Origin of the sequence: Pseudomonas sp. B5(2017), assembly GCF_002112825.1 — a bacterium.
In the GTDB taxonomy this organism is placed as follows: domain Bacteria; phylum Pseudomonadota; class Gammaproteobacteria; order Pseudomonadales; family Pseudomonadaceae; genus Aquipseudomonas; species Aquipseudomonas putida_Z.
In genome coordinates this window covers 169,150-194,971 of record NZ_NEIR01000005.1, presented here as the reverse complement: position 1 = coordinate 194,971, position 25,822 = coordinate 169,150, and the positions used below count along the sequence as shown (strand labels likewise).

Annotated in this window: 25 protein-coding genes and 2 tRNA genes; 11 read left to right on the top strand and 16 right to left on the bottom strand. The window is 62.7% G+C overall.

What is annotated here, in order from left to right:
• Positions 1–5: 5 nt before the first annotated feature.
• Positions 6–81 (bottom strand) — tRNA-Thr (locus CAG00_RS09660).
• Between the two features lie 98 nt (positions 82–179).
• Positions 180–434 carry a hypothetical protein gene (locus CAG00_RS09655; protein WP_085664146.1) on the bottom strand — a complete coding sequence of 85 codons (255 nt, stop codon included), beginning with the start codon at positions 432–434 and terminating at the stop codon, positions 180–182.
• Positions 435–997: 563 nt separating this feature from the next.
• Between CAG00_RS09655 and CAG00_RS09645 the strand changes: the two genes are divergently transcribed.
• The gene (locus CAG00_RS09645; protein WP_085664144.1) at positions 998–1,273 is read left to right on the top strand and encodes a DUF3077 domain-containing protein; all 276 of its coding nucleotides are present in this window, start codon (positions 998–1,000) and stop codon (positions 1,271–1,273) included.
• 388 nt (positions 1,274–1,661) lie between these two features.
• Here CAG00_RS09645 and CAG00_RS09640 read toward each other — a convergent pair whose 3' ends face one another.
• From CAG00_RS09640 to CAG00_RS09620, 5 genes are all read right to left on the bottom strand, one after another.
• On the bottom strand, positions 1,662–2,867 hold the full coding sequence (locus CAG00_RS09640; RefSeq protein WP_085664143.1) for a methyltransferase: 1,206 nt from the start codon (positions 2,865–2,867) through the stop codon (positions 1,662–1,664).
• Between the two features lie 124 nt (positions 2,868–2,991).
• On the bottom strand, positions 2,992–3,681 hold the full coding sequence (locus CAG00_RS09635) for an ABC transporter permease (RefSeq protein ID WP_085664142.1): 690 nt from the start codon (positions 3,679–3,681) through the stop codon (positions 2,992–2,994).
• Positions 3,681–4,373 (bottom strand): ABC transporter permease, encoded by a 693-nt coding sequence (locus CAG00_RS09630; RefSeq protein ID WP_025337363.1) that lies wholly within the window; start codon positions 4,371–4,373, stop codon positions 3,681–3,683. The genes CAG00_RS09635 and CAG00_RS09630 overlap by 1 nt, the downstream gene beginning before the upstream one ends.
• Before the next feature lie 54 nt (positions 4,374–4,427).
• Positions 4,428–5,180: an ABC transporter substrate-binding protein gene (locus tag CAG00_RS09625; protein WP_085664141.1), complete on the bottom strand. Its 753-nt coding sequence runs from the start codon at positions 5,178–5,180 to the stop codon at positions 4,428–4,430.
• A gap of 11 nt (positions 5,181–5,191) precedes the next feature.
• Positions 5,192–5,965, bottom strand: coding sequence for an ABC transporter ATP-binding protein (locus tag CAG00_RS09620; RefSeq protein ID WP_075044343.1), 774 nt, complete (start codon positions 5,963–5,965; stop codon positions 5,192–5,194).
• Between the two features lie 642 nt (positions 5,966–6,607).
• Here CAG00_RS09620 and gabP point away from each other — a divergent pair.
• Positions 6,608–7,993 (top strand): GABA permease, encoded by a 1,386-nt coding sequence (gabP, locus tag CAG00_RS09610; protein WP_025337364.1) that lies wholly within the window; start codon positions 6,608–6,610, stop codon positions 7,991–7,993.
• 180 nt (positions 7,994–8,173) lie between these two features.
• Here gabP and CAG00_RS09605 read toward each other — a convergent pair whose 3' ends face one another.
• Together CAG00_RS09605 and ppk2 are read right to left on the bottom strand one after the other, a co-directional pair.
• Complete coding sequence (locus CAG00_RS09605; RefSeq protein ID WP_085664140.1) at positions 8,174–8,611, bottom strand: hypothetical protein; 438 nt, start codon at positions 8,609–8,611, stop codon at positions 8,174–8,176.
• Between the two features lie 59 nt (positions 8,612–8,670).
• The gene (ppk2, locus tag CAG00_RS09600; RefSeq protein ID WP_085591892.1) at positions 8,671–9,651 is read right to left on the bottom strand and encodes a polyphosphate kinase 2; all 981 of its coding nucleotides are present in this window, start codon (positions 9,649–9,651) and stop codon (positions 8,671–8,673) included.
• A 192-nt stretch (positions 9,652–9,843) separates the two neighbouring features.
• Between ppk2 and CAG00_RS09595 the strand changes: the two genes are divergently transcribed.
• A complete protein-coding gene (locus CAG00_RS09595) occupies positions 9,844–10,050 on the top strand; it encodes a hypothetical protein (RefSeq protein ID WP_085591894.1) in 207 nt (68 codons plus the stop codon).
• Between the two features lie 139 nt (positions 10,051–10,189).
• Here the strand turns inward: CAG00_RS09595 and CAG00_RS09590 are convergent.
• The 4 genes from CAG00_RS09590 to CAG00_RS09575 all read right to left on the bottom strand — a co-directional run bounded on the left by CAG00_RS09590 (position 10,190) and on the right by CAG00_RS09575 (position 13,935).
• Positions 10,190–10,265: transfer RNA gene (locus tag CAG00_RS09590), tRNA-Phe, on the bottom strand.
• Between the two features lie 90 nt (positions 10,266–10,355).
• The gene (locus CAG00_RS09585) at positions 10,356–10,628 is read right to left on the bottom strand and encodes an oxidative damage protection protein (protein WP_003257478.1); all 273 of its coding nucleotides are present in this window, start codon (positions 10,626–10,628) and stop codon (positions 10,356–10,358) included.
• Positions 10,625–11,692 carry an A/G-specific adenine glycosylase gene (mutY, locus tag CAG00_RS09580; RefSeq protein WP_013970490.1) on the bottom strand — a complete coding sequence of 356 codons (1,068 nt, stop codon included), beginning with the start codon at positions 11,690–11,692 and terminating at the stop codon, positions 10,625–10,627. The genes CAG00_RS09585 and mutY overlap by 4 nt, the downstream gene beginning before the upstream one ends.
• Entirely contained in the window at positions 11,689–13,935 is a 2,247-nt protein-coding gene (locus tag CAG00_RS09575; RefSeq protein ID WP_085664139.1) for an AsmA family protein, read from the bottom strand. Before CAG00_RS09575 ends, mutY begins: the two co-directional genes overlap by 4 nt.
• 302 nt (positions 13,936–14,237) lie before the next feature.
• On the opposite strand from CAG00_RS09575, the gene CAG00_RS09570 reads away from it, so the two are divergent.
• The 6 genes from CAG00_RS09570 (at position 14,238) to hisF (ending at position 19,201) form a co-directional block, all read left to right on the top strand.
• Entirely contained in the window at positions 14,238–15,899 is a 1,662-nt protein-coding gene (locus CAG00_RS09570) for an OFA family MFS transporter (protein WP_085664138.1), read from the top strand.
• A gap of 262 nt (positions 15,900–16,161) precedes the next feature.
• Positions 16,162–16,755: an imidazoleglycerol-phosphate dehydratase HisB gene (gene hisB / locus CAG00_RS09565; RefSeq protein WP_003255736.1), complete on the top strand. Its 594-nt coding sequence runs from the start codon at positions 16,162–16,164 to the stop codon at positions 16,753–16,755.
• Positions 16,756–17,394, top strand: a complete 639-nt coding sequence (hisH, locus tag CAG00_RS09560) for an imidazole glycerol phosphate synthase subunit HisH (protein WP_025337371.1) — start codon at positions 16,756–16,758, stop codon at positions 17,392–17,394.
• Entirely contained in the window at positions 17,395–17,655 is a 261-nt protein-coding gene (locus CAG00_RS09555) for a DUF2164 domain-containing protein (protein ID WP_003257483.1), read from the top strand. It begins immediately after the preceding gene.
• A gap of 27 nt (positions 17,656–17,682) precedes the next feature.
• Entirely contained in the window at positions 17,683–18,420 is a 738-nt protein-coding gene (gene hisA / locus CAG00_RS09550) for a 1-(5-phosphoribosyl)-5-[(5-phosphoribosylamino)methylideneamino]imidazole-4-carboxamide isomerase (RefSeq protein ID WP_003257484.1), read from the top strand.
• Positions 18,421–18,430: 10 nt separating this feature from the next.
• A complete protein-coding gene (hisF, locus tag CAG00_RS09545; protein WP_025337372.1) occupies positions 18,431–19,201 on the top strand; it encodes an imidazole glycerol phosphate synthase subunit HisF in 771 nt (256 codons plus the stop codon).
• A gap of 120 nt (positions 19,202–19,321) precedes the next feature.
• Here the strand turns inward: hisF and choV are convergent, their stop codons facing one another.
• The 3 genes from choV to CAG00_RS09530 form a co-directional block, all read right to left on the bottom strand.
• Positions 19,322–20,500, bottom strand: coding sequence for a choline ABC transporter ATP-binding protein (choV, locus tag CAG00_RS09540; RefSeq protein WP_025337373.1), 1,179 nt, complete (start codon positions 20,498–20,500; stop codon positions 19,322–19,324).
• On the bottom strand, positions 20,497–21,345 hold the full coding sequence (gene choW / locus CAG00_RS09535) for a choline ABC transporter permease subunit (protein WP_169774667.1): 849 nt from the start codon (positions 21,343–21,345) through the stop codon (positions 20,497–20,499). Before choW ends, choV begins: the two co-directional genes overlap by 4 nt.
• A gap of 81 nt (positions 21,346–21,426) precedes the next feature.
• Positions 21,427–22,374 carry a choline ABC transporter substrate-binding protein gene (locus CAG00_RS09530; protein ID WP_085664137.1) on the bottom strand — a complete coding sequence of 316 codons (948 nt, stop codon included), beginning with the start codon at positions 22,372–22,374 and terminating at the stop codon, positions 21,427–21,429.
• A gap of 453 nt (positions 22,375–22,827) precedes the next feature.
• Between CAG00_RS09530 and CAG00_RS09525 the strand changes: the two genes are divergently transcribed.
• Both CAG00_RS09525 and CAG00_RS09520 read left to right on the top strand, forming a co-directional pair.
• Entirely contained in the window at positions 22,828–24,204 is a 1,377-nt protein-coding gene (locus CAG00_RS09525) for an L-serine ammonia-lyase (protein ID WP_025337375.1), read from the top strand.
• Between the two features lie 498 nt (positions 24,205–24,702).
• Positions 24,703–25,809 (top strand): GlxA family transcriptional regulator, encoded by a 1,107-nt coding sequence (locus tag CAG00_RS09520; RefSeq protein WP_025337376.1) that lies wholly within the window; start codon positions 24,703–24,705, stop codon positions 25,807–25,809.
• Positions 25,810–25,822 lie beyond the last annotated feature (13 nt).

Here is a 25,822-nt window from a genome sequence, read left to right as displayed (position 1 = left end):
TTATATGGTGCCGGCACCAGGAATCGAACCCGGGACCTACTGATTACAAGTCAGTTGCTCTACCATCTGAGCTATACCGGCAATGGGGCGTCATTATAACGATCGGTTGGCGCCTGTAAACCACTTCGTTGCGAATGTTCGCAAATGACCTAAGTCACCGACCTGAAAGAAGAATTTTCCTACCAGCCGCGATGGATGGTGGTGACGCTTGGCTCGGTTTTGCCCGGGTTGAAGAACAGCTTGTCGTTGTCGCAGCCGCGCTTGCGGCAGGGGCTTCCGGTGCGCAGGGGCAGGCCGTTGTCGCCGCCCAGCTGCATGCCGGGGTGGTTCCAGCCCAGGCTGCTGTTGGAGTGGGGAGCGGTGCCGCTGGCGCAGCCGGTCAGGGCCAGGGCCAGGGCGAGGGTCAGCAGGGCGAGGGGCTTGGCTTGGGTCACGATGGTCGGGTCCGTTAGTCCATTGTCGGTTCTGGCGCAACGCCAGAAGGTCGCGGGGCTGGCGGGCAGCGCGCGACGTCACTTTTTAATCATTTGGGGGGCGGATGATACACCGTTGCGGTGGTCAGGCATTAGCTTTGTGTTGCTTGTGATGGCCTATTCGCGGGCTTGCCCGCTCCCACAGGATCTCCACAAGCCTTGAAACTGTGTAGTACCTGTGGGAGCGGGCGCGCCCGCGAAAGGGCCATCAGCTGTACGAAGATTCTGAACTTTAGGGCTAACAGCTTCAGGGTTTGGTGGCTTCGGAACTATCCTACGCGCGCCGCCGAAGTATCGCTGTTGTCGGGGAAATGGCTCACGGATACCGTTTTCGGGTCGCTCTGGCGACCGGGTGTGAGAACCCTGATCGAATAAGCGCTACCCATTTATGGTGGCCGTACGCGGGCAGACTTCGGTCTGGCCGGGCTTCCTTATTCGACCGGTTTCTCACCCCGCGTACGGCTGCCACCCAAATCCGTGAGAAAGATTTCTGGCAGTCCCCTCCCCGAGTAAGGATTTATGCCATGAAGAAAATCATCATCGAACCCATCACCACCGCAGGCGTGGAAACCTTCCTCGCAGCCGGTAACCCATCCCTCAATCTGCTACGCGTCGAGCCTGGCGTCCCCGTCGATGCTGCCTATGAGCATGTCTCGATCCTGATGGGCTACATCAAGCATCTGGTGCGCGAGGGGGATATGGAGGATGACCATAAATTCCTGGGCGCCGCCGATTATCTGTGCGACATGGCCAAGGCGCTGATGAACGATATCGAGATTGCCAAGAATAAGGCGCATTGAGCCCTGATGCGGTCAGTGTGGGAGCGGCCTTGTGTCGCGATGGGCCGCAAGGCGGCCCCCGTTTTTGGCGTATTTGCAGAGATCGCTGGGGCTGCGTTGCAGCCCTTTCGCGACACAAGGCCGCTCCTACAAGGGACCGCGTAAATCAGGCCATTCTGGGTAAGGCTTTAGACGCAGTCGCCAACCACAAGAAATGTTTATGCACAAGTGGCATCGGCGCCTTGCGCGAAAGGCATGCCGGATCAGTACACCGCCGGTCTTTGCGCAAACGCCTGTTTTTACTGGCCTTGACGCGCAAGCCGGAATAAGCCAAACGCTTGAAATAGCGCTTGGATCCAACAGGTAATCACAAGCTTGTTCACAGAGTTATCCACAGGTTGTGCTGCGGCTAACGGTCGCGTTCGGCAAGGATTAGCAGGTTGCGCGGGGTGAGTGGGTAGTCGCAGAACAGGCCAAGGCGCACGTTGTAGCCTTGTTCTTCGAGGAACAGGGCCCGATCGAGTACCAGCCACAGCTCCAGCGGCCGGCGGAACAGGTTGCGCACGCGCTCCAGGTTGCGGACCTCGGCCAGGCGCTGCCAGCCTGCGGCTTCCAGGGCTGCCCAGTCCGGGTTGCCAGTCAGCTGCAATTGCTTGAGTTCGGCCAGGTCGCGGCAGTACTGCTCGAAGGGCTTCTCCAGCCAGGCCACGGGTAGCGACGGTGTCGGCAGGTACTCGTCGGTCTGGCGCTGCTGGCGTTGCAGCAGGTCGAAGCCCAGGCGCCGGGCCATCGAGGTGTCGCGCTGGCGTCGTACGCGGGCGCCGGCGGTAACGGTTTCGCTCAAGGGCAGGCCCAGGTCGTCCAGTGACAGCCGCAGGCTGGAGGCTTGGGCGGCTGTGGATAACGCCTGGTACTGATGCGCCGCGATGCGGTTGTAGCAGCAGGGGGCCACGGCCAGTTGCCGGCAACCTTGCTGGCTGGCCAGTTGCATCAGGCGCACATGCAGGTCGCCACAGGCGTGCAGGGCGACCACGCTTTTGTCGCCAGCCAGGTGGCGGGCGCTGTCGTTGGCCATCACATCCTGGTGTACATGCTGCGCCGGCAAGTGGTGGTGCACGCTCAGGGCCTGGCCGGCGGCGACCAGTTCGGCGTCGTATTCCAGGCAGGTCAGGTGTTGGTCGGGTTGCAGCAGGCGGCGGCCCAGGTGGCCTTTGCCGGAGCACCAGTCCAGCCAGTGACGGGGCTGTTCGCGGAAGGCCAGGTGGCTGGCGAAGGCTTCGATCTGCTGCCATTTGCGGCCGGGGACGGCTACGTCGAGGCGATGCGCGGCGGGGGGCAGGTCGGTTTCCGGGAGGTTGCCGAGTGCCGAAAGCTGTCGGGCTTGCTGGGCCAGTTGCGGGAACGGGGCGGGCAACGGGGCAGCGGTGGTGTCGGTTTCGGCGTCTGCCAGGGAGCATTGGCGCAGATGGGCGGCAAGCTCGGGGTAGGCGGTTTCCCAGGCCAGCTGCAGGCTGGTGAAGGGGCGGGGTTTCCACAGCTGCTGGTGCTCGATCAGGAACTGGTCGAGGGCCTGGAAGCGGGTGCTTAGGTGGGGGCTGTGGAGGTGGTTGGGCATGGGATGTGTGTTGGTTTTCAGGGCCTCTTCGCGGGTGAACCCGCTCCCACAGGTATAGTGCACAGCTTGAGGGCTGTGGGGACTCTGTGGGAGCGGGTTTACCCGCGAAGAAAGCTAAGTGGTCTCAGCGGCCCTGGCAGGCATCCACGCGCAACCAGCGCTCCAGCAGCTTGAAGCCCTGCACCAGCACGAACGAGATCACCAGGTAGAACACCCCGGCGGCAAAGAAGATCTCTACCGGCAGGTAGGTGCGGGCGATGATGGTACGGGCCATGCCGGTCAGTTCCAGCAGGGTCACGGTACTGGCCAGGGCGCTGGCCTTGAGCATCAGGATCACTTCGTTGCTGTACGCCGGCAGGCCGATGCGCGCGGCGCGTGGCAGCATGATGTAGAACAGCGTCTTGCCCCGCGACATGCCCAGCGCCCGCGCCGCCTCGATCTCACCCTTGGGGATCGACTGCAACGCGCCGCGCAGGATCTCGGCGATGTAGGCAGCAGTGTGCAGGGTCATGGTCAGCACGGTGCACCAGAACGGGTCGCGCAGGTACGGCCACAGCGAACTCGAACGCACCAGGTCGAACTGCGCCAGGCCGTAGTAGACCAGGAACAGCTGCACCAGCAGCGGCGTGCCACGGAAGAAGAAGATGTAGCTGAACGGCACCGCGCGCACATACCAGTGGCGCGAGGAGCGGGCGATGCCCAGCGGGATGGCCAGGATCAACCCGGCAACCACCGCGATGGCTACCAGCTCCAGGGTCAGGGTCGCACCCTGGGCCAGGCGTGGCAGCCATTTGATGATGACTTCCCAATTCATTATTCAGCCCTCGCAAAGCCGCGAGCGGCGCGTTTTTCCATGAAGTGCATGCCGGTCATGGCAATGATGGTCAGGCTCAGGTAGATGCAGGCCGCAACCATGTAGAAGGTGAACGGCTCTTTGGTCACGGTCACGCCGATTTGTGCGTGGCGCATGATTTCTTCCAGGCCGATCACCGACACCAGGGCGGTGTCCTTCATCAGGATCATGAACAGGTTGCCAAGGCCGGGCAGGGCGATGCGCCACATCTGCGGCAGGATGATGCGCGACAGGATGCGGCCTTTGGACAGGCCAAGCGCCAGGCCGGCTTCACGGTGGCCCTTGGGGATCGCCAGGATGGCGCCACGGAACACTTCGGTGGCGTAGGCGCCGAAGCACAGGCCCAGGGCGATCACGCCCGCAGCGAAGGCGCTGAGCTCCAGGCCCGGCATGTTCAGGGCTTCACCGAGGGCGTTCATCAAGCCGACGGTGCCGAAATAGATAAGCAGTACCCACAGCAGTTCGGGCACGCCGCGAACCAGGGTCGAATAGAAGCCACCAAGCCATTGCAGTGGCTTGATCGAGGAAGTCTTGGCCAGGGCGCCGAGCAGGCCCAGGACCAGGCCCAGCAGCAAGGCGCAAAGCGCCAGTTTTACGGTCATCAGGGTGCCGGCCATCATGGCCGGACCGAATCCGTGCAGGTCGATATTCATGGGCAGGTCATTCTAGGGACTGGCGCGCCGCAAGGGCGCGCCGGTCGGGGCGGATCATTCGATGCTGAACGGGAAGTACTTGTCGTTGATCTTCTTGTACGTGCCGTCGGCCTTGATTTCTGCCAGGGCCTTGTTCAGGTCGTCGCGCAGCTTGGTGTCACCCTTGCGCACGGCAATGCCGATCTTGTCGCTGTCCATCACCGGCTCGCCCTTGAACTCGAAGTTCGAGCCGTCTTTGCTCTTCAGCCACTCGTACTGCACGTACTTGTCGGCCAGGATGCCGTCGATGCGGCCGGAAACCAGGTCGAGGTAGGCGTTTTCCTGGGTGTCGTAGAGTTTGACCTCGACATCCGGGTAGTTGTCTTCAAGGTAGGTGCCAGCCAAGGTTGCGCGCTGGGTGCCAATGACCTTGCCCTTCAGCGAAGGTTTGTCAGTCTTGAAGTCGACGTTTTTCGGCGCGATGAACTGCAGCTTGTTGGAGTAGTACGGCTCGGTGAAGTCCACGGCCTGCTTGCGCTCGTCGGTGATCGACAGCGACGACACCAGGAAGTCGAACTTCTTGGCGTTCAGGGCCGGGATGATGCCGTCCCAGTCGGAGGTGACGACCGAGCACTCGACTTTCATCTTGGCGCACAGGGCGTCGCCGATGTCTTTGTCGAAGCCGACCACGTTACCGCTGGCATCCTTGTTGTTGAACGGTGGGTAGGCGGCTTCGATACCCATGCGCAGTTTTTCTGCGGCCAGGGCGTTGGCCGACATCACCAGCGTGGCAGCAGCTGCCAGGAGGAACTTCTTGTAAGTTTGCATGTATTGCTCCGTTAGCGGTGGCTGGACATGAATTGCTTGCAACGCGCCGAGGTCGGGTTCTCGAAGACCTGCTGCGGCGATCCCTGCTCTTCGACCAGGCCCTGGTGCAGGAAGACGACTTCACTGGACACATGGCGGGCAAAGTTCATCTCGTGCGTCACCAGCAGCATGGTACGGCCTTCTTCGGCCAATGCGCGGATAACGTTTAGCACTTCCTGGACCATTTCCGGATCGAGCGCCGAAGTTGGCTCGTCGAACAGGATGACCTTGGGCTTCATGGCCAGGGTACGGGCAATGGCGGCGCGCTGTTGCTGGCCACCGGAAAGCTGGGCGGGGTAGCTGTGGCGCTTGTCGTAGATGCCCACCTTGTTCAGCAGGGCTTCGGCGGCTTCGATGGCCTCGGCCTTGCTCTGGCCGAGCACGCGGCGCGGCGCCTCGATGATGTTGTCGAGGATCGACATGTGCGGCCACAGGTTGAAGTTCTGGAAGACGAAGCCGATCTCGCTGCGCAGGCGGTTGATCTGGCGGTTGTCGGCGGCGACCAGGTCGCCGTTCTTGGCGGCCTTGAGCTTGAGGGCTTCACCGGCAACCAGGATTTCGCCCTGGTGCGGGTTTTCGAGCAGGTTGATGCAGCGCAGCAGGGTGGACTTGCCGGAGCCGGACGACCCCAGGATGGAGATCACGTCACCGTCGCGTGCGGTCAGCGAAATGCCCTTGAGAATTTCCTGCTCGCCGTAGCGTTTGTGCAGATTGCGGATTTCCAGCGCGGGCGTGGCCTGAGCCATGTGCGGTCCTCATGTGTACGGGTGCGTTCCCAGCTGTTGGCGGCCTTCCTGGCGTGCGCCAAGCTAGCATAGCGGCATTATCACGGCCAACAGGGTCGCTGGGGACTCGGGGCGCTGGTGGGGCGGTTTGTCGCATCGTTGCAGCGCAACGTCGCGCGGATGTCCGCGAAGGTGTCGCCCAGCACCAGAGCCTTGATGAAAAAAGGCGCGATGGTGCCAGCTTTGGCCCGCTCTTGGAAGCGGTTTTAGACCATTCGCGGGTAAACCCGCTCCTGCAGGTTAGACGATCCCTGTAGGAGCGGGTTTACCCGCGAAGGCCCCAAGGAGGTCTCGAGGTTGTACCTTGAGGTTGCACTTTTTTGCATTGCAGCGGTGCACAGGTGTTACCGGGGAGCACCTTTGGTGCGTTTGTAAGTGGGTATTTCAGTAATCCGATGATTTGGCGGCCTTTCGGTCAGTCGTTGGCCGAAAGCCCTCCAAACCGCATGCTAAAAGGCCCGCCGACTTTTCTGACGAATGCATTCAGCACATGGCGCGCTTATTGCCAGTAGGAAACCGCCGATTGCAGCGACGCCCAGGTCAACCCCAGGCGCGCTCCGTAACCGCAGTCGGAGTGGTCCACTCCTTACAAAGGTAGTTTTAATGAGCGGTAACAATTCCAATGACCTCGCTCAGGGGCTCAAACAACGGCATGTGACCATGCTGTCCATCGCTGGCGTCATCGGTGCCGGCCTGTTCGTTGGCTCCGGCCACGCCATCGCTGCTGCCGGCCCAGCCGTGCTGCTGGCTTACGCTGCCGCCGGTACGCTGGTCGTGCTGGTGATGCGCATGTTGGGTGAAATGGCTGTCGCCTCGCCTGACACCGGTTCGTTCTCTACATATGCCGACCGCGCCATCGGGCGCTGGGCCGGTTTCACCATTGGCTGGCTGTACTGGTGGTTCTGGGTGCTGGTAATTCCGCTGGAGGCCAACGCCGCCGCGGCCATCCTGCATGCCTGGTTCCCTGCGGTCGACCTGTGGGCGTTCTCCCTGGTCATCACCCTGGCGCTGACCCTGACCAACCTGTGCAGCGTGAAGAACTACGGCGAGTTCGAGTTCTGGTTCGCCCTGCTCAAGGTGCTGGCGATCATCGGCTTCATCGCTGTGGGTTGTGCTGCCATGTTCGGCTTTGTGCCGAGCAGCCAGGTAAGCGGTGCCAGCCACCTGTTCGACACCCAGGGCTTCATGCCTAACGGCCTGGGCGCGGTGCTGGCAGCCATGCTGACCACCATGTTCTCGTTCATGGGTACCGAAATCGTTACCATCGCCGCTGCCGAGTCGAAGGACCCGGGCAAGCAGATCAGCCGCGCCACCAACTCGGTGATCTGGCGTATCTGCCTGTTCTACCTGGTGTCGATCTTCCTGGTCGTGGCCCTGGTACCGTGGAACGACCCGGCCCTGGCCGAGACCGGTTCCTACCAGACCGTGCTGAGCCGCATCGGCGTGCCGAATGCCAAGCTGATCGTCGACATCGTCGTGCTGATTGCCGTGACCAGCTGCCTGAACTCGGCGCTGTACACCTCGTCGCGCATGCTGTTCTCGCTGAGCAAGCGTGGTGACGCCCCGGCCATTGCCCAGCGCACCACCAAGTCGGCTACCCCGCATGTGGCGGTTCTGCTGTCCACTGCAGCGGCCTTCCTCTGTGTGTTCGCCAACTTCGTGGCCCCGGCCCAGGTGTTCGAGTTCCTGCTGGCCAGCTCTGGTGCCATTGCGCTGCTGGTGTACCTGGTGATTGCCGTGTCGCAGCTGCGCATGCGTGCCCAGCGTGAGGCCCGCGGCGAGAAGATCACCTTCAAGATGTGGCTGTTCCCGGGCCTGACCTGGGCGACCATTGCCTTCATCATTGCCATCCTGGTGGTAATGGCGCTGCGTGAGGACCACCGCGCCGAAATCATCGCGACCGCATTGCTGAGCATTGGTGTGGTGGCGGCTGGCTTGCTGGTGCACCGCAAGCGTGAAGCTGCCGGGCGGGTGGCGCTGGACAACTGATCCGCGCTGGCTGAAATGAAAAGGCCGCGTCCTGTGAAGGGCGCGGCCTTTTTTGTTGCCTGTTCCGGCCCTTTCGCGGGCTTGCCCGCTCCCACAGGGACGGCATTGCCTTCGGGCCTGTGGTGTTCATGTGGGAGCCGGCTTGCCGGCGATAGGGCCCGGGCAGGTTATCCAGCCCTGTCAGCCAAACTGCTGCTGTTGCTGCTTGGCAACCAGCTCCGAAGCCGCCACATAGGCTGCCTGGAACTCATCGCTCTCCAGCCAGGCCATGGTGGCCTCTTCGTCGGCCCCGTCCAGCCATTTGCGGTAGGCATTGAACACCAGCACGATGTAGTCGGTGGCGTGTTCTTCCTTGTGCCCCTTGAGCACCAGGGCCAGCAGCGGGTCTACCAGGAACACCGAAATCATCGGCACCAGGCCGCCTTCCTGGGCTTCCTTCATTTTCTTGAACAGCGGGTCGTAGCTGCCCGATTCCATGGCCTTGTTGTACACCTGCTCGATGCTGGCGCTGTCGCCAGCGCTGGCCTTGACTGCCTGGCCGCTGCGTACCATGCGGTTCTGCTTGGCCTTGCTGGCGGCGCGCTTGGCGCGTTTCTGTTGCTTGGTGGGGGTGGCCATGGGGTGAATCCTTGGTGGGGCGGAAATTGCGCGTATTGAAGCGCAGCAGGCACGCCGATTCAACTGGCCTGCGGCTCTGCCTCATCTTCCTCGAAACCTCGCGATGCGCGCCCGACCAGCAGCGCATCCGGGGCATGCGCCACGCTGTGGTCCTTGCCCGGGTAATCCAGCGAATGCAGGAAGTGCCGGATGCAGTTGATCCGCGCACGCTTCTTGTCATCGGACTTGATCACCGTCCACGGTGCATCGGCCGTGTCGGTATGGAAGAACATCGCCTCCTTGGCTGCGGTGTAGTCCTCCCACTTGTCCAGCGACTTGATGTCGATGGGCGACAGCTTCCAGTGCTTGAGCGGGTCGTCCCGGCGCGAGATGAAGCGGCGCAGCTGCTCTTCGCGGTTCACCGAGAACCAGTACTTGAACAGCAGGATGCCGCTGTTGCACAGCATGCGCTCCAGCTCCGGCGCCTGGCGCATGAACTCCAGGTACTGCAGTGGCGAGCAGAAATCCATCACCTTCTCGACCCCGGCGCGGTTGTACCAGGAGCGGTCGAAGAACACCATTTCTCCCGCCGTGGGCAGATGCTGGATATAGCGCTGGAAGTACCACTGACCTTTTTCCTGCTCGGAAGGCTTCTCCAGGGCCACGATGCGGGCGCCGCGTGGGTTGAGGTGCTCCATGAAACGCTTGATGGTACCGCCCTTGCCCGCCGCATCGCGCCCTTCGAACAGAATCACCACGCGCTGGCCGGTTTCCTTTACCCAACTCTGCACCTTGAGCAACTCGATCTGCAGCGCGTGCTTGGCCTTCTCGTAGTCCTGGCGACGCAGACGGGTGCGGTATGGGTAGCTGGTCGGCAAGCGGGCCGAGGTGCTGTCTTCGTTGCTGCCCTTGGGGGCGGTGGCGACTTCCAGCGCTGCAGGCTGCTGGCTGATGCTGGTAATCGTCGGTTCCGGCTTGCGCTGGCGTGGGCGGCGCGTGCGGGCTTGGGTGGTGGCGGGCGCGCTGGGGGCGGGGAGCAGGAGGGGGGATTCTTCGCTCATGGAGGTCCTTGCGGGTCGATTCGGATGTCCATGCTCCATGCTATCGAGAGTGGGCGGCTGCCTCGTTGATGCGGGTCAATGGCTAATGGCCTGGCGCCACCTTGTCATCGGTTCCATCTGCTGTCGGCTGCAAGTGCCAAATAGGCTGCGTAGGCCTCGCACGGTGTGGGGCACTTGAATTGGAGGTTACACATGAAGCACTACTTTTATCTCAACTTCATCAGCTATGACGAAGACGGCGAGGAGGTGGGTTACCGCTCGGGAACTCTGCCTGCTGACAACTATCGGGTGACCGCGGCGGACATCAAGAAAATCGCCGATTCGGTCCCGGGCCAGACGCTGCATTTGTTGAGCGTCTCCTACTTGGGGCAGATGACGCAGAGTGAGTTTGAGGGTTAAGCGTTTTTGTAGTGCGGCCCCCCCTCGATGAGGCGGGGGCTTTCCTGGAGAACAAAAACCACAGACAACAAAAAACCCGCACTAGGCGGGTTTTTTGTTGTCGCTTCGGGTAACTTTGCAACCACCAGAAGCTTGAAGGTGGTGCCCAGAGACGGAGTCGAACCGCCGACACGAGGATTTTCAATCCTCTGCTCTACCGACTGAGCTATCTGGGCGACGAGGTGAATTAAATAGACTTTCAGACCGCTCGTCAACGACTTTTTGAAAAAATTTTAAATTAATTCCGTCGCTTACGTTCCGTGGGGTCATTCCGAGGGTGGAACGTAGCCTTCCGCCTGGGCGTATTCTTCGCCGGCGAAAAACTTGTCCATCTCGCCCTGGAGGAATTTGCGGTCCTCGGCGTTCATCATGTTCAGGCGCTTTTCGTTGATCAGCATGGTCTGGTGCTTCTGCCAGTCGGCCCAGGCTTTCTGCGAGATGTGTTCGAAGATGTCCTGGCCCTTGGCGCCGGGGTAGGGCGGGCGCTCCAGGCCTGGCAGTTCTTCTTTGTACTTGCGGCACATCACGGTGCGGGTCATCGGGCGTCTCCTGCAATCAGTTCGTCGGCCGCGCGTTTGAGCAGCTTTTTCACCGGGGCGGCGAGGCCCAGGCGCGGCGGGGTGGCGAGGTTATACCAGAGCCAGTCGGCCTCGGCCACGTGCTGGCCGACCGGGTCGACGCGCACCAGCCAGGGCTCGATCGCCAGCTGGAAGTGGCTGAAGGTATGGGTCAGGCCGTCCATGGCGCGGCTGTCAGCCAGGCGCAGGCCGTGCTGGTAGGCCAGATCGTCGAGCTGGGCGATGTCGTCCAGCTCCGGCAGGCTCCACAAACCACCCCACAGGCCGCTGGACGGGCGGCGGTAAAGCAGGATGGCGCCTTCGTGGTTGGCCAGCAGTGGCATCAGTGTGCGGCGTTGCGGCAGTGCCTTGCGCGGCTTGGGCTCGGGGTAGCGGGTTTCTTCACCGTGCAGGTGCGCTTCGCAGCCGCGCTGCAGCGGGCAGATCAGGCAGCTGGGCTTGCTGCGGGTGCACAGCGTGGCGCCCATGTCCATCATCGCCTGGGTGTAGTGGTTGGCTCGCTGCTGCGGGGTAAAGCGTTCGGCCGTGGCCCACAGCTGGTTGGCCACCTTGGGTTCGCCGGGGTAGCCGGCCTGGGCGGTGTAGCGGGCCAGCACGCGCTTGACGTTGCCGTCGAGGATCGGTGCGCGGATGCCCATGCTGATGCTGGCGATGGCGCCGGCGGTGGAGCGGCCGATGCCGGGCAGCTCGGTGAGCTGCTCGACACTGCGCGGGAATTCGCCGCCATGCTGTTCGACCACGATCTTCGCGGCCTTTTGCAGGTTGCGTGCCCGGGTGTAGTAGCCCAGGCCCGTCCACAGGTGCAGCACTTCGTCCTCCGGCGCCTCGGCCAGGGCCTGCACGGTCGGCAGGGCCTGCATGAAGCGGTCGAAGTAGTTGAGCACGGTGCTGACCTGGGTCTGCTGCAACATGATTTCCGACACCCACACCCGGTACGGGTTGATGCCCTGTTGCCAGGGCAGGTCGTGCCGGCCGTGTTCGTCATACCAATCCAGCACTGCGCTGGAGAACTGCTCGGGGCTCATCGCTTGAACAGCCCCTTGAGCGCGTCTTTCAGTTCCGGGCTCACTTTGTCTCCGAGTTTTTCATCGATCTTGTCTTGCAGGCGGTTGCCGGCCACCTTGGCGGCAACCTTGCCCAGGCCGTCCTGGTCCAGGCGGCAGGCTTTGGCGCCCAGCTCCAGCGGGCCGCGGCAGCGCAGCGGTATTTCGACACCCACATAGCGTTCGTTGACCTGGCAGGCCGGGTCCGGCATGGCGCGCTGGTCGCCTTCGACGACCACGCCAACGTTGTAGTCCATGCCCAGTACACGCAGGTCGAGGTCACCATGGCCATTGACGGTCAGGCCCGGAATGCGTGCCTTGAGGTCCGGGTTGTTGGCGACGCCATTGCGTACTACCAGGCTGCCACGCAGTTCCTGGAACGGGGTGTCCTTGCCGCGAGGCTCGCCGGTGAGCGATTTGCGGTTCAGCGTGGCGATGGCCTTGCACAGCTGCTGTTCCAGGTTGGCATTGACCAGCACGCCGTCGTTGATGACGAAGTTGGCGTTGCCGTTGAGGGTGTCGACCAGGGCCTTCTGGCTGTTGCCGGTGGCGGTCAGGTCGCTGGTCAGGGTCAGCAGGCCTTTGACCGGTGGCGTCTGTTCCTTGCCCTCGGTCTTGATGAAGTGTTCCACCGGCACCCGCTGGATGCTGGTGTTGACGCCCAGTTGCGGCACGGCAGGGCGCACGTCGACGGTGCCCTTGGCCTCGAAGGTGCCGTTGTACAGTTCACCGCGCAGGGTTTGCAGGGTCAGCAGGCCGCCCTGGCCGATAGCCTTGAGCTGGGCGTCTTCGATCGGCAGTTTGTCCAGGGTCAGCGAGCCGAAGGCCAGGTCGGCCTGCAAGTCGAGGGCGCGCAGGCGGTCGACCGGCAGCAGCTTGTCGTCGCTCCAGGCGACCTGGGTCGGGGCGTTGGGAAGCGGCGTGGTGCCAGGGCCGGCGACCGCGCTGGCTTCCTGTTGCTTGACCTCGGCCTGGCGCGCGGCGGTGGCGCCCTTGGCCTCTTCACTCTTGGCCGGCAGGTAGCGGTCGGCGTTGAAGGTGTCGCCCTTGAGCTGCAGGCGCAGGGCCTGTTTGGCGAAGTCTTCGACGGCCACGCGGCCACTGAAGGTGCTGTCGTCCAGCTTCACCGCCAGGTCTTCCAGGGCCAGGCTGTTCGGCGTGCCCTGCAGGCGGGTGACCAGTTCCAGCTTGGCGAAGGCCGCCGGGTCGTTGGTGGCCGGCAGCGGGCGGCCGATGCTGTCGAGGAAGGTGCGCAGGTCGAACTGGGCGATGGACAGGCCGCCGCTCAGCTGTGGCGCCTTGTCCAGGTCGCGCAGGTTCAGCTCGCCCAGGGCGCGCAGCTGGTTGGCCGAGACTTTCAGGCCGTTCCACGAGGCGACATTGGCGGCCAGGTCGACCAGCAACTGGCCTTGGGCGGCGAAGGTCACGGTCTTGCCGCCGGTGGGCTCACCCGAGGTTTCGCCCGACAGGCGCATGTCTTCGAAGTTGTAGCGCTTGAGCTTGCGGTCGAAGCGCAGCTCGCCGGCCAGTTCGGTGCGGGCCTTGATGTTCGGCTGGCTGGCACTGAGGAAGGCGCTGGCCTTGAGCGGAATGTTCGCCCCTTCGTGGACCGGGCCGGTGCTCAGCTGAATGCTTTCGGCGCTGTAGCTCTGGCCGGTCTTGGCATCGGTGTACTGCACGCGGGCGTTGTTCACGGTCAGGCTGTCGATGTCCAGCTTCACGGCGCGTTCGTTGCTGGCGACCGGTGCCGACGCCTGTTCGGCCGGTGCCTGGGCCGGAGCACTGGCCTGCGCATCGGCGCTGGCGCCGTTCTGTGCGGGCAGCGGCTTGCCGATGTCTTCCCAGTTGCCATGGCCCTGTTCGTCACGGGCCAGGGTCAGGTTCAGGCCCTCGACGCGCACGTCGCTCATCTGCACTTCGCGGCGCAGCAGTGGCAGCACACGTACAGAAAGCCCGAGCATCTGCAGGTCGGCGAACGGTTCCTTGGGTTTGTTCAAGGTGGCAATGCTCGCTTCGTGCAACTCCAGGCCCAGCCACGGGAACAGGCTCCAGCCAATGTCACCGTTGAGGGTCAGCTCGACGTGAGCCTTGTCACGTGCCAGCTGGCGAATCTCGTCTTTGTAGTCGTTGGGATCGAAGAGGTGGGTCAGGGCGAAGCCCAGCGCCACGATGATCAGCAGCAACCCGAGAAGCCCAAGTCCCAGGATTTTGCCGAACGCTTTCATGGGCGAGTCCTTGTAGTCCGTTTTTGAAATTCAAGCGCCAGAGTATAGCGCCGCAGTGGTTGCCCCTGCGTATTCGACTAGAGATACAGGGCATTTCCTACGCGTACAGCAGATGGTACGGCTTTCGACCTTGATTTTTCAGCCCGCGATCAAATGCGCTCCTACAGGGGAGAGCAGGTTTTCGGAAAGAGGACCGTTTCAGCCGAGCAAAAATTAACGATATCAGATTGCTTTCACGCTACTTGATGCTGCTACCCTTGCGCCGCTTTGCCTGCACCCTCCCTATAAGAAGGATCTGATTCATGAGCAGTACCGTCGCGGCGGGGACCTTGGCCAGTGCGCCAGGCTTCCTGTCGAAGGAGCGCATCATCGCCCGTCCGGGCTTCAACCGCTGGCTGGTCCCCCCGGCCGCCCTGGCCATCCACCTGTGCATCGGCATGGCCTATGGCTTCTCGGTGTTCTGGCTGCCGCTGTCGCAAGCCCTCGGCATCACCGCCCCGGTTGCCTGCGCTGCGGACATGGGCTTCATGGCCCGTATGTTCAGCGCCGAATGCGATTGGCCGATTTCCATGCTGAGCTGGATCTACACCCTGTTCTTCGTCTTCCTCGGTTGCTCGGCGGCTGTGCTGGGTGGCTGGCTGGAACACGCCGGCCCCCGCAAGGCCGGCCTGGTGTCGGCGCTGTGCTGGTGCGGCGGCATGCTGATTTCGGCGATTGGCGTGAAAACCCATCAGCTGTGGCTGATGTGGCTGGGTTCCGGCGTAATCGGTGGTATCGGCCTGGGCCTGGGCTACATCTCGCCGGTGTCGACCCTGATCAAGTGGTTCCCGGACAAGCGCGGCATGGCCACCGGCATGGCGATCATGGGCTTCGGTGGTGGGGCCATGGTCGGTGCACCGCTGGCCACCGCGCTGATGGGCCATTTCGGCAATGCGCAGGAAGTGGGCGTGTGGCAAAGTTTCGTCGTCATGGCGGCGATCTACTTCGTGTTCATGACCGCCGGTGCCCTGGCGTATCGCGTGCCGCCGACCGGCTGGAAGCCAGAAGGCTGGAGCGCCCCGGTGAAGAAAGCTGGCAACGCCATGGTCACCGACCGCCACGTGCACGTCAGCGTGGCCTGGAAGACCCCGCAGTTCGCCTTGATCTGGTTGGTGCTGTGCCTGAACGTGTCGGCGGGTATCGGCATCCTCGGCATGGCTTCGCCGTTGCTGCAGGAAGTGTTCGCCGGCAAGCTGCTGGGCAACGGGCTGAGCTTCAGCGAGCTGAACAGCGCCCAGCTGGCGCAGATTGCCGCGATCGCCGCCGGCTTCACCGGCCTGCTGAGCCTGTTCAACATCGGCGGGCGGTTCTTCTGGGCGTCGTTCTCGGACTACATTGGCCGCAAGAACACCTATTTCGCCTTCTTTGCCTTGGGCGTGGGCTTGTACAGCCTGGTGCCGAACATGGGGCACCTGGGTAACGTGGCGCTGTTCGTGGCGGCGTTCTGCATCATTCTGTCGATGTACGGTGGTGGTTTTGCCACGGTACCGGCCTACCTGGCCGACCTGTTCGGCACGCAGATGGTCGGCGCCATTCATGGCCGCCTGCTGACCGCCTGGGCGGCGGCCGGGGTGCTGGGGCCGGTGCTTATCACCTACCTGCGCGAGTACCAGTTGGCGGCCGGGGTGGAGCGTGCGGCTGCTTATGACATGACCCTTTACATCCTCGCCGGCCTGCTGGTGCTGGGCTTTGTCTGCAACATGCTGGTGCGACCAGTGGCCGACAAGCATTTCATGAGCGATGCCGAACTGGCTGCCGAGCGGGCGTTGAGCCATGACAAGGGCTCCGACGGGGCGCGCTCGCTGGAGTGGAAGGCGGCGCCGGGTAGCCTGCCGCTGGTGCTGCTGGCCTGGGCGGTGGTGGTCGTGCCGTTGGCCTGGGGCGTTTGGATTACCCTGCAGAAGACGGCTGTGCTGTTCCATTGATTGGGGGCGCTTTGCGCCCCATCGCGACACAAGGCCGCTCCTACATCTGTCCCCGTTTTCTCTGCGAACGCGGTCCCCTGTAGGAGCGGCCTTGTGTCGCGATGGGCTGCAAAGCAGCCCCAAGCCATGCGGTTGTATAGACCTGTAACGGTATCCAACCTGCGTAATTCCTCGTTCTGCCATATGTCATCCGCGTTTCAAGCCGGCGCGTTCTAGGCCTATAATGAAGCCCTTTTCGCCTAATGATTTTGCGGAGCTGGTGATGGTCGAACGTAAGGCTTCCGTCGAGCGCAATACCCTGGAAACCCAGGTCAAGTGCTCGATCAACCTCGATGGCAGTGGCAAGGCCCGATTCGATATCGGTGTGCCTTTCCTTGAACACATGCTGGACCAGATTGCCCGCCATGGGCTGATCGATCTGGATATCGAGTGCAAGGGTGACACGCATATCGACGATCACCATACCGTCGAAGACGTCGGCATCACCCTGGGCATGGCATTCGCCCAGGCCATCGGTGACAAGAAGGGCATCTTCCGCTACGGCCACGCCTATGTGCCGCTGGACGAAGCGCTGTCGCGAGTGGTCATCGACTTCTCCGGTCGCCCGGGCCTGCAGATGCACGTGCCGTACACCCGCGCCAGCGTCGGTGGCTTCGATGTCGACCTGTTTCAGGAGTTCTTCCAGGGCTTCGTCAACCACGCCCTGGTGACGCTGCACATCGACAACCTGCGTGGCCACAACACCCACCACCAGATCGAGACCGTGTTCAAGGCTTTCGGCCGCGCCCTGCGCATGGCCATTACCCTCGACGAGCGCATGGCCGGGCAGATGCCATCCACCAAAGGGTGCCTGTAAATGCAGACGGTAGCCGTAATCGACTATGGCATGGGCAACCTGCACTCGGTGGCCAAGGCGCTCGAGCATGTAGGGGCCGGTAAGGTGCTGGTCACCAGCGATGCCACGGTCATCCGCGAAGCCGACCGCGTGGTATTCCCGGGTGTGGGCGCGATTCGCGACTGCATGGCCGAGATCCGCCGCCTGGGCTTCGACAGCCTGGTGCGCGAAGTCAGCCAGGACCGCCCGTTCCTCGGCATTTGCGTGGGTATGCAGGCACTGCTCGACCACAGCGAAGAAAACGACGGTGTCGACTGCATCGGCATGTTCCCCGGCCAGGTGCGCTTCTTCGGCAAAGACCTGCAGGAAGACGGCGAGCACCTGAAGGTGCCGCACATGGGCTGGAACGAAGTCGGCCAGACCAACGACCACCCGCTGTGGCACGACATCCCCGACCGTGCGCGGTTCTACTTCGTGCACAGCTACTACATCAATGCCGGCAAGCCGGCCCAGGTGGTCGGCCGCGGCCATTACGGTGTCGATTTCGCCGCTGCGCTGGCCGATGGCTCGCGCTTTGCCGTGCAGTTCCACCCGGAGAAGAGCCATACCCATGGCCTGCAGCTGCTGCAGAACTTCGTCGCCTGGGACGGGCGCTGGTAAATGAGCAGGTCGAAGACCAAGGCCCCGGTCATCACCCTGGCCCCCGAGCAGGAGCGCGAAGCGCTGCACACGCTCAAGCGCTTCCTCGAAGACCGTTTCGAGCTGGAGCTGGGGTCGTTCGAAGTGGCCGAAGTCCTCGAGCTGTTCAGCAAAGAAATTGCACCCCTTTACTACAACAGGGCGATTGCCGATGTTCAGCTGCACCTCAAGGAGCGGTTCGAGAGCATCGAAAGCGATCTGTGGGCGCTCGAGAAGCCCTGAAAACCCAAGAACAGACAGGTTCCCAAGATGCTGATTATCCCCGCTATCGATCTGAAGGACGGTGCTTGCGTGCGCCTGCGCCAGGGCCGCATGGAAGACTCCACGGTATTTTCCGACGACCCGGTGAGCATGGCCGCCAAGTGGGTCGAGGGTGGCTGCCGCCGCCTGCACCTGGTTGACCTCAACGGCGCCTTCGAAGGCCAGCCGGTCAACGGTGAAGTGGTCACCGCCATTGCCAAGCGCTACCCGACCCTGCCGATCCAGATCGGCGGTGGCATCCGCTCGCTGGAAACCATCGAGCACTACGTCAAGGCTGGCGTCAGCTACGTGATCATCGGCACCAAGGCGGTCAAGCAGCCGGAGTTCGTCGCCGAAGCGTGCAAGGCCTTCCCGGGCAAGGTCATCGTTGGCCTGGACGCCAAGGACGGCTTCGTCGCCACCGACGGCTGGGCTGAAGTGAGCTCGGTGCAGGTCATCGACCTGGCCAAGCGTTTCGAGGCCGATGGCGTCTCGGCGATCGTCTACACCGACATCGCCAAGGACGGCATGATGCAAGGCTGCAACGTGCCGTTCACCAAGGCGCTGGCAGAAGCTACCTCGATCCCGGTGATCGCCTCGGGCGGCATCCACAACCTGGGCGACATCAAGGCCCTGCTGGACGCCAAGGCCCCGGGCATCATCGGCGCCATCACCGGCCGTGCCATCTACGAAGGCACCCTCGATGTCGCCGAGGCCCAGGCCTTCTGCGACAACTACCAAGGCTGAGGACTGAACCATGGCACTGGCCAAGCGCATCATCCCTTGCCTGGACGTGGACAACGGCCGGGTGGTCAAGGGCGTCAAGTTCGAGAACATCCGTGATGCCGGCGACCCGGTGGAAATCGCCCGTCGCTACGACGAGCAAGGTGCCGACGAAATCACCTTCCTCGACATCACCGCCAGCGTCGACGGCCGCGACACCACCCTGCATACCGTCGAGCGCATGGCCAGCCAGGTGTTCATCCCACTGACCGTGGGCGGTGGCGTGCGCACCGTGCAGGACATCCGCAATCTGCTCAATGCCGGTGCCGACAAGGTCTCGATCAACACGGCCGCGGTGTTCAACCCGGAGTTTGTCGGCGAGGCAGCGGACCGTTTCGGTTCGCAGTGCATCGTAGTCGCCATCGACGCCAAGAAGGTGTCCGGGCCGGGTGAGCAGCCGCGTTGGGAGATTTTCACCCACGGCGGGCGCAAGCCGACCGGGCTGGATGCCGTTGAATGGGCGAAGAAGATGGAAGGCCTGGGGGCCGGCGAGATCCTGCTGACCAGCATGGACCAGGACGGCATGAAGAACGGCTTCGACCTGGGTGTTACCCGTGCGATCAGTGATGCGCTGGGTATTCCGGTGATTGCCTCGGGCGGGGTGGGTAACCTGCAGCACCTGGCTGACGGCATTCTGGAAGGGCATGCCAGTGCTGTGCTGGCGGCCAGTATCTTCCACTTTGGTGAGTACACGGTGCCGGAAGCCAAGGCCTACATGGCTTCGCGCGGGATCGTCGTTCGCTGATCCATTGTCGGGAGGGCTTTGCCCTCCTTTCGCGACACAAGGCCGCTCCTACAGGGATACGCGTTCCCCTGTAGGAGCGGCCTTGTGTCGCGAAAGGGCCGCAACGCGGCCCCAATGGCATCAACCGTGGTTCTTGCCGAGCAGCGCGTGATACAGCTCGCTGTCGCCCAGAATCCCCACCACCTTGTCATTTTCCTGCAGCACCAGCTTGTTCCCGGTCTGGTAACGAATCTGCAGCGCATCACGCATGCCGATATCCGCATGCACCAGGGTCGGCCTGCGGCCCAGCCCTTCCACCGACTGCCCCGGCGCCCAGTTCTGCATCTCCAGCCCGTTCTGCCCCTGGCGTGCGCGCTTGATCGAGTTGCCTTCGCCCAGGTCCAGCCACGAATCGCCACCCGGGTCCAGGCACACCGAACCATTCACCCGCTTGCAGTTGTCCAGGCTGCGCATCAGGCTGCGCCCGCACAGCACGTTCAGCGGGTTGGTGTGGGCGACGAAGGTACGCACATACTCGTCGGCCGGGTTGAGCACGATCTCTTCCGGCTTGCTGTACTGGATGATCCGCCCGTCCTTCATGATGGCGATGCGGCTACCCAGCTTCAGCGCTTCGTCCAGGTCGTGGCTGACGAACACGATGGTCTTGCTCAGCTTGGCCTGCAGGCCAAGCAACTCGTCCTGCAGGCCCTGGCGGATCAGCGGGTCCAGTGCCGAGAACGGTTCGTCCATCAGCAGGATGTCGGCATCCATCGCCAGCGCCCGGGCCAGGCCCACGCGCTGCTGCATGCCGCCAGACAGTTCGTCCGGCTTCTTGTTGCGCCACTGGGTCAGGCCCACCAGCTCGAGCTTCTCGTCGACCAGCTTGCGCCGTTCCTTCTCGGGGCGGCCCTGCATTTCCAGGCCAAAGCTGATGTTCTCGCGCACCGTCAGCCAGGGCATCAGGGCGAATTTCTGGAACACCATGGCAATGCGCTTGGTGCGCATCATCTTCAGCTCGGCGGGGGTGCAGTGGGCAATGTCGATGTGCTTGCCTTCGTGCTCGACGAACAGCTTGCCGCGGCTGACGGTGTTCAGGCCGTTGATGCAGCGCAGCAAGCTCGACTTGCCAGAACCGGACAGGCCCATCAGCACGCAGATCTCGCCCTTCTGGATATCCAGGTTGGCTTTTTCGACACCCACCACCAGGCCGGTCTGCTTGAGGATCTGCTCGCGGGTCTGGCCCTGGTCGAGCAGGGCCAGCGCTTCGCGCGGCTTGTTGGAGAAGATGACGTCGACGTCTTCGAAACGAATGATGCTCATGCTTCACCCCTTACCGGCAGGTCCGGTTGCTTGCAGATACGGTCGAGCATGATCGCCAGCAGCACGATCGCCAGGCCCGCTTCGAAGCCCAGGGAAATATCGGCGGTGTTCAGTGCGTTGACCACAGGTTTGCCCAGGCCGTCAGCGCCGACCAGGGCGGCAATCACCACCATCGACAGCGACAGCATGATGCACTGGGTAACGCCGGCGGCGATGCTTGGCATCGCGTGCGGCAGTTCGATACGGGTGAGCAGCTGGCGCCGCGAGCAGCCAAAGGCCTTGCCGGCGTCCATCAGCTCCTGCGGGACGTCGCAGATGCCCAGATAGGTGAGACGGATCGGCGCGGCGATGGCGAACACCACCGTCGAGATCAGCCCCGGCACCACACCCAGGCCGAACAGGGTCAGGGTGGGGATCAGGTAGACGAAGGTAGGTACCGTCTGCATCAGGTCGAGTACCGGGCGCATGGCGGTATAGAACATCGGTTTGTGCGCGGCGACGATGCCCAGTGGCACGCCGATGGCCACGCAAACCACTGTGGCGAAGGTGACCTGCGCCAGGGTTTCCATGGTTTCCTGCCAGTAACCCAGGTTGAGGATCAGCAGGAACGACAGGGCAACGAATGCGGTCAGCGCCCACTTGCGCTGGATGAAATGCGCCAGGGCGGCGAACAGAGCGATGAGCACGAACGGATTGAAGAAAGTCAGGGCACTGGTGACGCCATGGATCATGAACTCCAGGCCTTGCGCGATGGCGTCGAAGTAATTCGCGCCGTTCTGGGTCAGCCACTCGACGAACGACGCGATGTACTGGCCCAGGGGTATTTTCTGATCGATAAGCATGATAGCGAGCTTCCACCTGCATAGATTGAAATCAACCCGGGGCAGGCACGGGCCTGCCCCGAGGTAGCGCTATTGCGTATTTCGTTACTGCGTCAGCTTGGCCTTGGCCGCCTCAAGGCCGGGTTTGCCATCCACGGTGGTTACGCCGGCCAGCCAGGCATCCAGTTTGCCAGGGTTGTCCTTGAGCCACTTCTTGGCCGCCGCCTCGGGTTTCATCTTGTCGTCCAGGACATAGCCCATCATGGTGCTTTCATCCTTGAGCTCGAACGACAGGTTCTTCAACAGCTGGCCAACGTTGCTGCATTCCTGCACATAGCCCTTGCGGGTGTTGGTCAATACGGTCGCCTTGCCGAAGTCGGGGCCGAAGAACTCGTCCCCGCCGGTCAGGTACTGCATCTTGAAGCGGGTGTTCATCGGGTGCGGTTCCCAGCCGAGGAACACCAGCGCATCGCCGCGTTTCTGCGCGCGGTCGACCTGCGACAGCATGCCGGCCTCGCTGGACTGGACGATCTTGAAGCCGGCGTCCTTCAGGCCGAAGGCGTTCTTGTCGATCATGCTCTGGATGGTGCGGTTGCCATCGTTGCCGGGCTCGATGCCGTAGATCTTGCTGTCGAGTTCTTTCTTGAACTTGGGAATGTCGCTGAAATCCTTCAGGCCCTTGTCATACAGCGCCTGGGGCACGGCCAGGGTGTACTTGGCGTTTTCCAGGTTGGCGCGCACTGTTTCTACAGTACCGGCGTCGCGGTACTGCTTGATGTCGTTCTCCATGGTCGGCATCCAGTTGCCGAGAAACACGTCCAGGTCCTTGCCGGTGGCCAGCGACTTGTAGGTCACCGGTACCGAGATCATGGTGGTGTGGGTCTTGTAACCCAGTGCTTCGAGCACAACGCTGGCGGTCGCGGTGGTTACCGTGATGTCGGTCCAGCCGACATCCGAGAACCGTACCGTCTGACATTGCTCGGGTTCGGCGGCCTGGGCCAGCAAAGGCGCGGACAGCAACGCAACCAGCAACAGCGAGGGTGAACCTTTCATGGATGGACTCCTGTGATTTTGTCTTCGGGTTCGCGTGGGTCGCCGGGCTTTCTCAGGGTCCGGTCGACCAGGCCTGCAGAGGGCAGGATGCGTGGCCGTGCTTTACGAGTCGCTTTCGATAATCCTCCAGCGCTGGGCAATCGCCTACTGGTGGGGTCGTAACCAGTACGGAACGGGTCGTATCCAGTATGGGCGATGTCGCTTATGGATTTTTCCACCCCCTCAGCCGCATTTTTACGTCACCAGGCCGCCGGAAAGCGGCGTGGCGAGGGCAGCTCCCCGGTAAAAAACAGCGCGGCGCTGCTGGACAAAAGTACGTCGGTTGCAGACGGCGAGGGGGTTGGTAAAAGCCCGATGATGCTTGCATTCAAGGCGGCCCGCTGCTTCAGCCTAGCAGCTGCCCCGCCCTGCGCATGGCGCGCAGAGACAAGCCCAGCAAGAGGTGATTCGACAATGGCCATCAGCGTGTTCGACCTGTTCAAGATCGGTGTCGGGCCCTCCAGCTCCCACACCGTCGGCCCCATGCGTGCTGGCGCCCTGTTCGTTCAGGGCCTGCGCGAACGCGGCGAGCTGGAACGTGTGAAGCGGATCGAAGTGCGCCTGTATGGCTCGCTGTCGGCCACGGGTGTGGGGCATGGCACCGACAATGCCACCATCATGGGCCTGATGGGTGAATGGCCTGACGCCATCGACCCGACCCAGATCGCACCGCGTATCGCCGACTTGCGCGAAACCAACACCTTGCAGCTGGACAGCCGCCTGCCCATCGAATTCGTCTGGGCCCGAGACATGCTGCTGCTGGACGAGAACCTGCCGTACCACCCCAACGCGATGACCCTGATTGCCGAAGGCGAGCAGGGCGAGCTGCACCGCGACACCTACTACTCGGTCGGTGGCGGCTTCGTGGTCGATGCCGCCCAGGCCGCCAGCGGTGTGCTGGATGCTGACCAGACGGTGCTGCCGTACGACTTCAACAGCGCCGCCGAACTGCTGCGCCTGTGCAAGCAAAACGACCTCAGCGTGTCGCAATTGATGATGGCCAACGAGAAGGTCTGGCGCAGCGAGGAAGAGATCCGCGCCGGCCTGCACAAGCTCTGGGAAGCCATGCAGGAATGCGTCAACAACGGCCTGAAGTACGAAGGCACGCTGCCCGGCGGGTTGAACGTGCGCCGCCGCGCCGCAAAGCTGCACCGCAGCCTGCAGGAAATCGGCAAGCCCAACGTGATCGGCTCGACCATGAGCGCCATGGAGTGGGTCAACCTGTTCGCCCTGGCGGTCAACGAAGAGAACGCCGCCGGCGGGCGCATGGTTACGGCGCCGACCAACGGTGCGGCGGGCATCATCCCGGCAGTGTTGCACTATTACATGCGCTTCAGCGATGCGGTGGACGAGTCCAGCGTGGTCGATTTCTTCCTCGGTGCTGCCGCGGTGGGCATCCTGTGCAAGAAGAACGCGTCGATCTCCGGTGCCGAAGTGGGTTGCCAGGGTGAAGTCGGTTCGGCTTGCGCCATGGCTGCGGCGGGCCTTGCCGAAGTGCTGGGTGCGACCCCGCCACAGGTGGAGAATGCTGCCGAGATCGCCCTGGAGCACAACCTGGGCCTGACCTGCGACCCGGTCGGCGGATTGGTGCAGGTGCCGTGCATCGAGCGCAACGCGATTGCCGCGGTAAAGGCCATCAACGCGGTGCAGATGGCCCTGCGGGGTGATGGCGAGCACTTCATTTCCCTCGACCAGGTGATCCGCACCATGCGCGATACCGGGGCCGACATGCACGACAAGTACAAAGAGACCTCGCGCGGTGGTTTGGCAGTCAGCGCGATCGAGTGCTGATAGCTTGATCTGACCTCAAGGGCCCCTTCGCGGGCACGCCCGCTCCCACAGGAACTGTGCAATCCCTGTGGGAGCGGGCGTGCCCGCGAAGGGGCCCTTGAGATTGAAACAGGTGCAGTACGCAAGCCAATGCCCCTTTATGGTGCAGTACGACGCATACCGATCGTCGGGTGTCGTTATCAGTGTGGGCGTTGTCGGTGACACTCATGAGTGTCGTTTCTGGGCATCCTACACTGCGCATGTCACCAAATTGCTCAGCCGTTACACGCACAGCGCCTAGCACGCCAGTTCCACGAAGATTGGCCAACTCGATCAAAGCACCTGATTTGCCTGACAAAGGCGTCGTTTTCAGGTTTTTTTGGATAGCCGTTCAATTTCAGGCACGGCGTTTGCGTTGAGATTGGCACCAAGGCCCCTGCACATGAACCGGGGCCATACATAACAAGAAATCAGTGCTCGCCTGAGGCACACCCTGCATTTGTGTGAGGAGAAATCGCGATGACGTCGTACACCTCCGGGAACCCAACCCAGAACCGCACAGCCCCCCAGTCCATCGGGTTTCTCCTACTGGACAATTTCACCCTCATTTCCCTGGCATCGGCCGTCGAGCCGCTGCGCATGGCCAACCAGCTGTCCGGCCGCGAGCTGTACCGCTGGCACACCCTCACCGCCGATGGTGGACAGGTGTGGGCCAGCGATGGCTTGCAGATAACCCCTGACGCCGCCATGCACAGTGCGCCCCCCATCGATACCGTGATTGTCTGTGGCGGCGTGGGCATCCAGCGCAGCGTTACCCGCGAGCATGTCACCTGGTTGCAAACCCAGGCCCGTCAGTCGCGCCGTCTGGGCGCGGTATGTACCGGTAGCTGGGCCTTGGCCTGTGCCGGGCTGCTGGATGGTTTCGATTGCAGCGTGCACTGGGAATGCCTGGCGGCCATGCAGGAGGCCTACCCGCGGGTCAACATGAGCACCCGCCTGTTCACCCTCGACCGTAACCGCTTCACCAGCTCCGGCGGCACTGCGCCGCTGGACATGATGCTGCACCTGATCAGCCGCGACCACGGCCGTGAACTGTCGGCTGCGATTTCCGAAATGTTCGTCTACGAGCGCATCCGCAACGAGCAGGATCACCAGCGCGTGCCGCTCAAGCACATGCTTGGCACCAACCAGCCGAAGCTGCAGGAAATCGTCGCGCTGATGGAGGCCAACCTCGAAGAGCCGATCGACCTGGATGAACTGGCGGTATACGTGTCGGTATCGCGCCGGCAGCTCGAGCGCCTGTTCCAGAAGTACCTGCACTGTTCGCCGTCGCGTTACTACCTGAAGCTGCGCCTGATCCGCGCCCGGCAGCTGCTGAAGCAGACGCCGATGTCGATCATCGAAGTGGCGTCGGTGTGCGGCTTCGTGTCTACCCCGCACTTCTCCAAGTGCTACCGCGAATACTTCGGCATTCCACCGCGTGACGAGCGCGTGGGCTCCAACACCGCACAGCAGGTGGCGATGATGCCGATCCCGCAGGCCATGACCCTGTCGCCGCACAGCGGGCCGATGGCGGCCCTGAGCCAGGCGCGCAACGAGTCGACCTTTGCCAGTGTAAGGCTCTGAAACGGAGCCGGCC

Excerpts from the sequence above, each read along its gene's own strand:
- CAG00_RS09645 (WP_085664144.1), top strand. The coding sequence starts at position 998 with ATGAAGAAAATCATCATCGAACCCATCACCACCGCAGGCGTGGAAACC.
- CAG00_RS09640 (WP_085664143.1), bottom strand. The coding sequence starts at position 2,867 with ATGCCCAACCACCTCCACAGCCCCCACCTAAGCACCCGCTTCCAGGCC.
- CAG00_RS09635 (WP_085664142.1), bottom strand. The coding sequence starts at position 3,681 with ATGAATTGGGAAGTCATCATCAAATGGCTGCCACGCCTGGCCCAGGGT.
- CAG00_RS09630 (WP_025337363.1), bottom strand. The coding sequence starts at position 4,373 with ATGAATATCGACCTGCACGGATTCGGTCCGGCCATGATGGCCGGCACC.
- CAG00_RS09625 (WP_085664141.1), bottom strand. The coding sequence starts at position 5,180 with ATGCAAACTTACAAGAAGTTCCTCCTGGCAGCTGCTGCCACGCTGGTG.
- CAG00_RS09620 (WP_075044343.1), bottom strand. The coding sequence starts at position 5,965 with ATGGCTCAGGCCACGCCCGCGCTGGAAATCCGCAATCTGCACAAACGC.
- gabP (WP_025337364.1), top strand. The coding sequence starts at position 6,608 with ATGAGCGGTAACAATTCCAATGACCTCGCTCAGGGGCTCAAACAACGG.
- CAG00_RS09605 (WP_085664140.1), bottom strand. The coding sequence starts at position 8,611 with ATGGCCACCCCCACCAAGCAACAGAAACGCGCCAAGCGCGCCGCCAGC.
- ppk2 (WP_085591892.1), bottom strand. The coding sequence starts at position 9,651 with ATGAGCGAAGAATCCCCCCTCCTGCTCCCCGCCCCCAGCGCGCCCGCC.
- CAG00_RS09595 (WP_085591894.1), top strand. The coding sequence starts at position 9,844 with ATGAAGCACTACTTTTATCTCAACTTCATCAGCTATGACGAAGACGGC.
- CAG00_RS09585 (WP_003257478.1), bottom strand. The coding sequence starts at position 10,628 with ATGACCCGCACCGTGATGTGCCGCAAGTACAAAGAAGAACTGCCAGGC.
- mutY (WP_013970490.1), bottom strand. The coding sequence starts at position 11,692 with ATGAGCCCCGAGCAGTTCTCCAGCGCAGTGCTGGATTGGTATGACGAA.
- CAG00_RS09575 (WP_085664139.1), bottom strand. The coding sequence starts at position 13,935 with ATGAAAGCGTTCGGCAAAATCCTGGGACTTGGGCTTCTCGGGTTGCTG.
- CAG00_RS09570 (WP_085664138.1), top strand. The coding sequence starts at position 14,238 with ATGAGCAGTACCGTCGCGGCGGGGACCTTGGCCAGTGCGCCAGGCTTC.
- hisB (WP_003255736.1), top strand. The coding sequence starts at position 16,162 with ATGGTCGAACGTAAGGCTTCCGTCGAGCGCAATACCCTGGAAACCCAG.
- hisH (WP_025337371.1), top strand. The coding sequence starts at position 16,756 with ATGCAGACGGTAGCCGTAATCGACTATGGCATGGGCAACCTGCACTCG.
- CAG00_RS09555 (WP_003257483.1), top strand. The coding sequence starts at position 17,395 with ATGAGCAGGTCGAAGACCAAGGCCCCGGTCATCACCCTGGCCCCCGAG.
- hisA (WP_003257484.1), top strand. The coding sequence starts at position 17,683 with ATGCTGATTATCCCCGCTATCGATCTGAAGGACGGTGCTTGCGTGCGC.
- hisF (WP_025337372.1), top strand. The coding sequence starts at position 18,431 with ATGGCACTGGCCAAGCGCATCATCCCTTGCCTGGACGTGGACAACGGC.
- choV (WP_025337373.1), bottom strand. The coding sequence starts at position 20,500 with ATGAGCATCATTCGTTTCGAAGACGTCGACGTCATCTTCTCCAACAAG.
- CAG00_RS09530 (WP_085664137.1), bottom strand. The coding sequence starts at position 22,374 with ATGAAAGGTTCACCCTCGCTGTTGCTGGTTGCGTTGCTGTCCGCGCCT.
- CAG00_RS09525 (WP_025337375.1), top strand. The coding sequence starts at position 22,828 with ATGGCCATCAGCGTGTTCGACCTGTTCAAGATCGGTGTCGGGCCCTCC.
- CAG00_RS09520 (WP_025337376.1), top strand. The coding sequence starts at position 24,703 with ATGACGTCGTACACCTCCGGGAACCCAACCCAGAACCGCACAGCCCCC.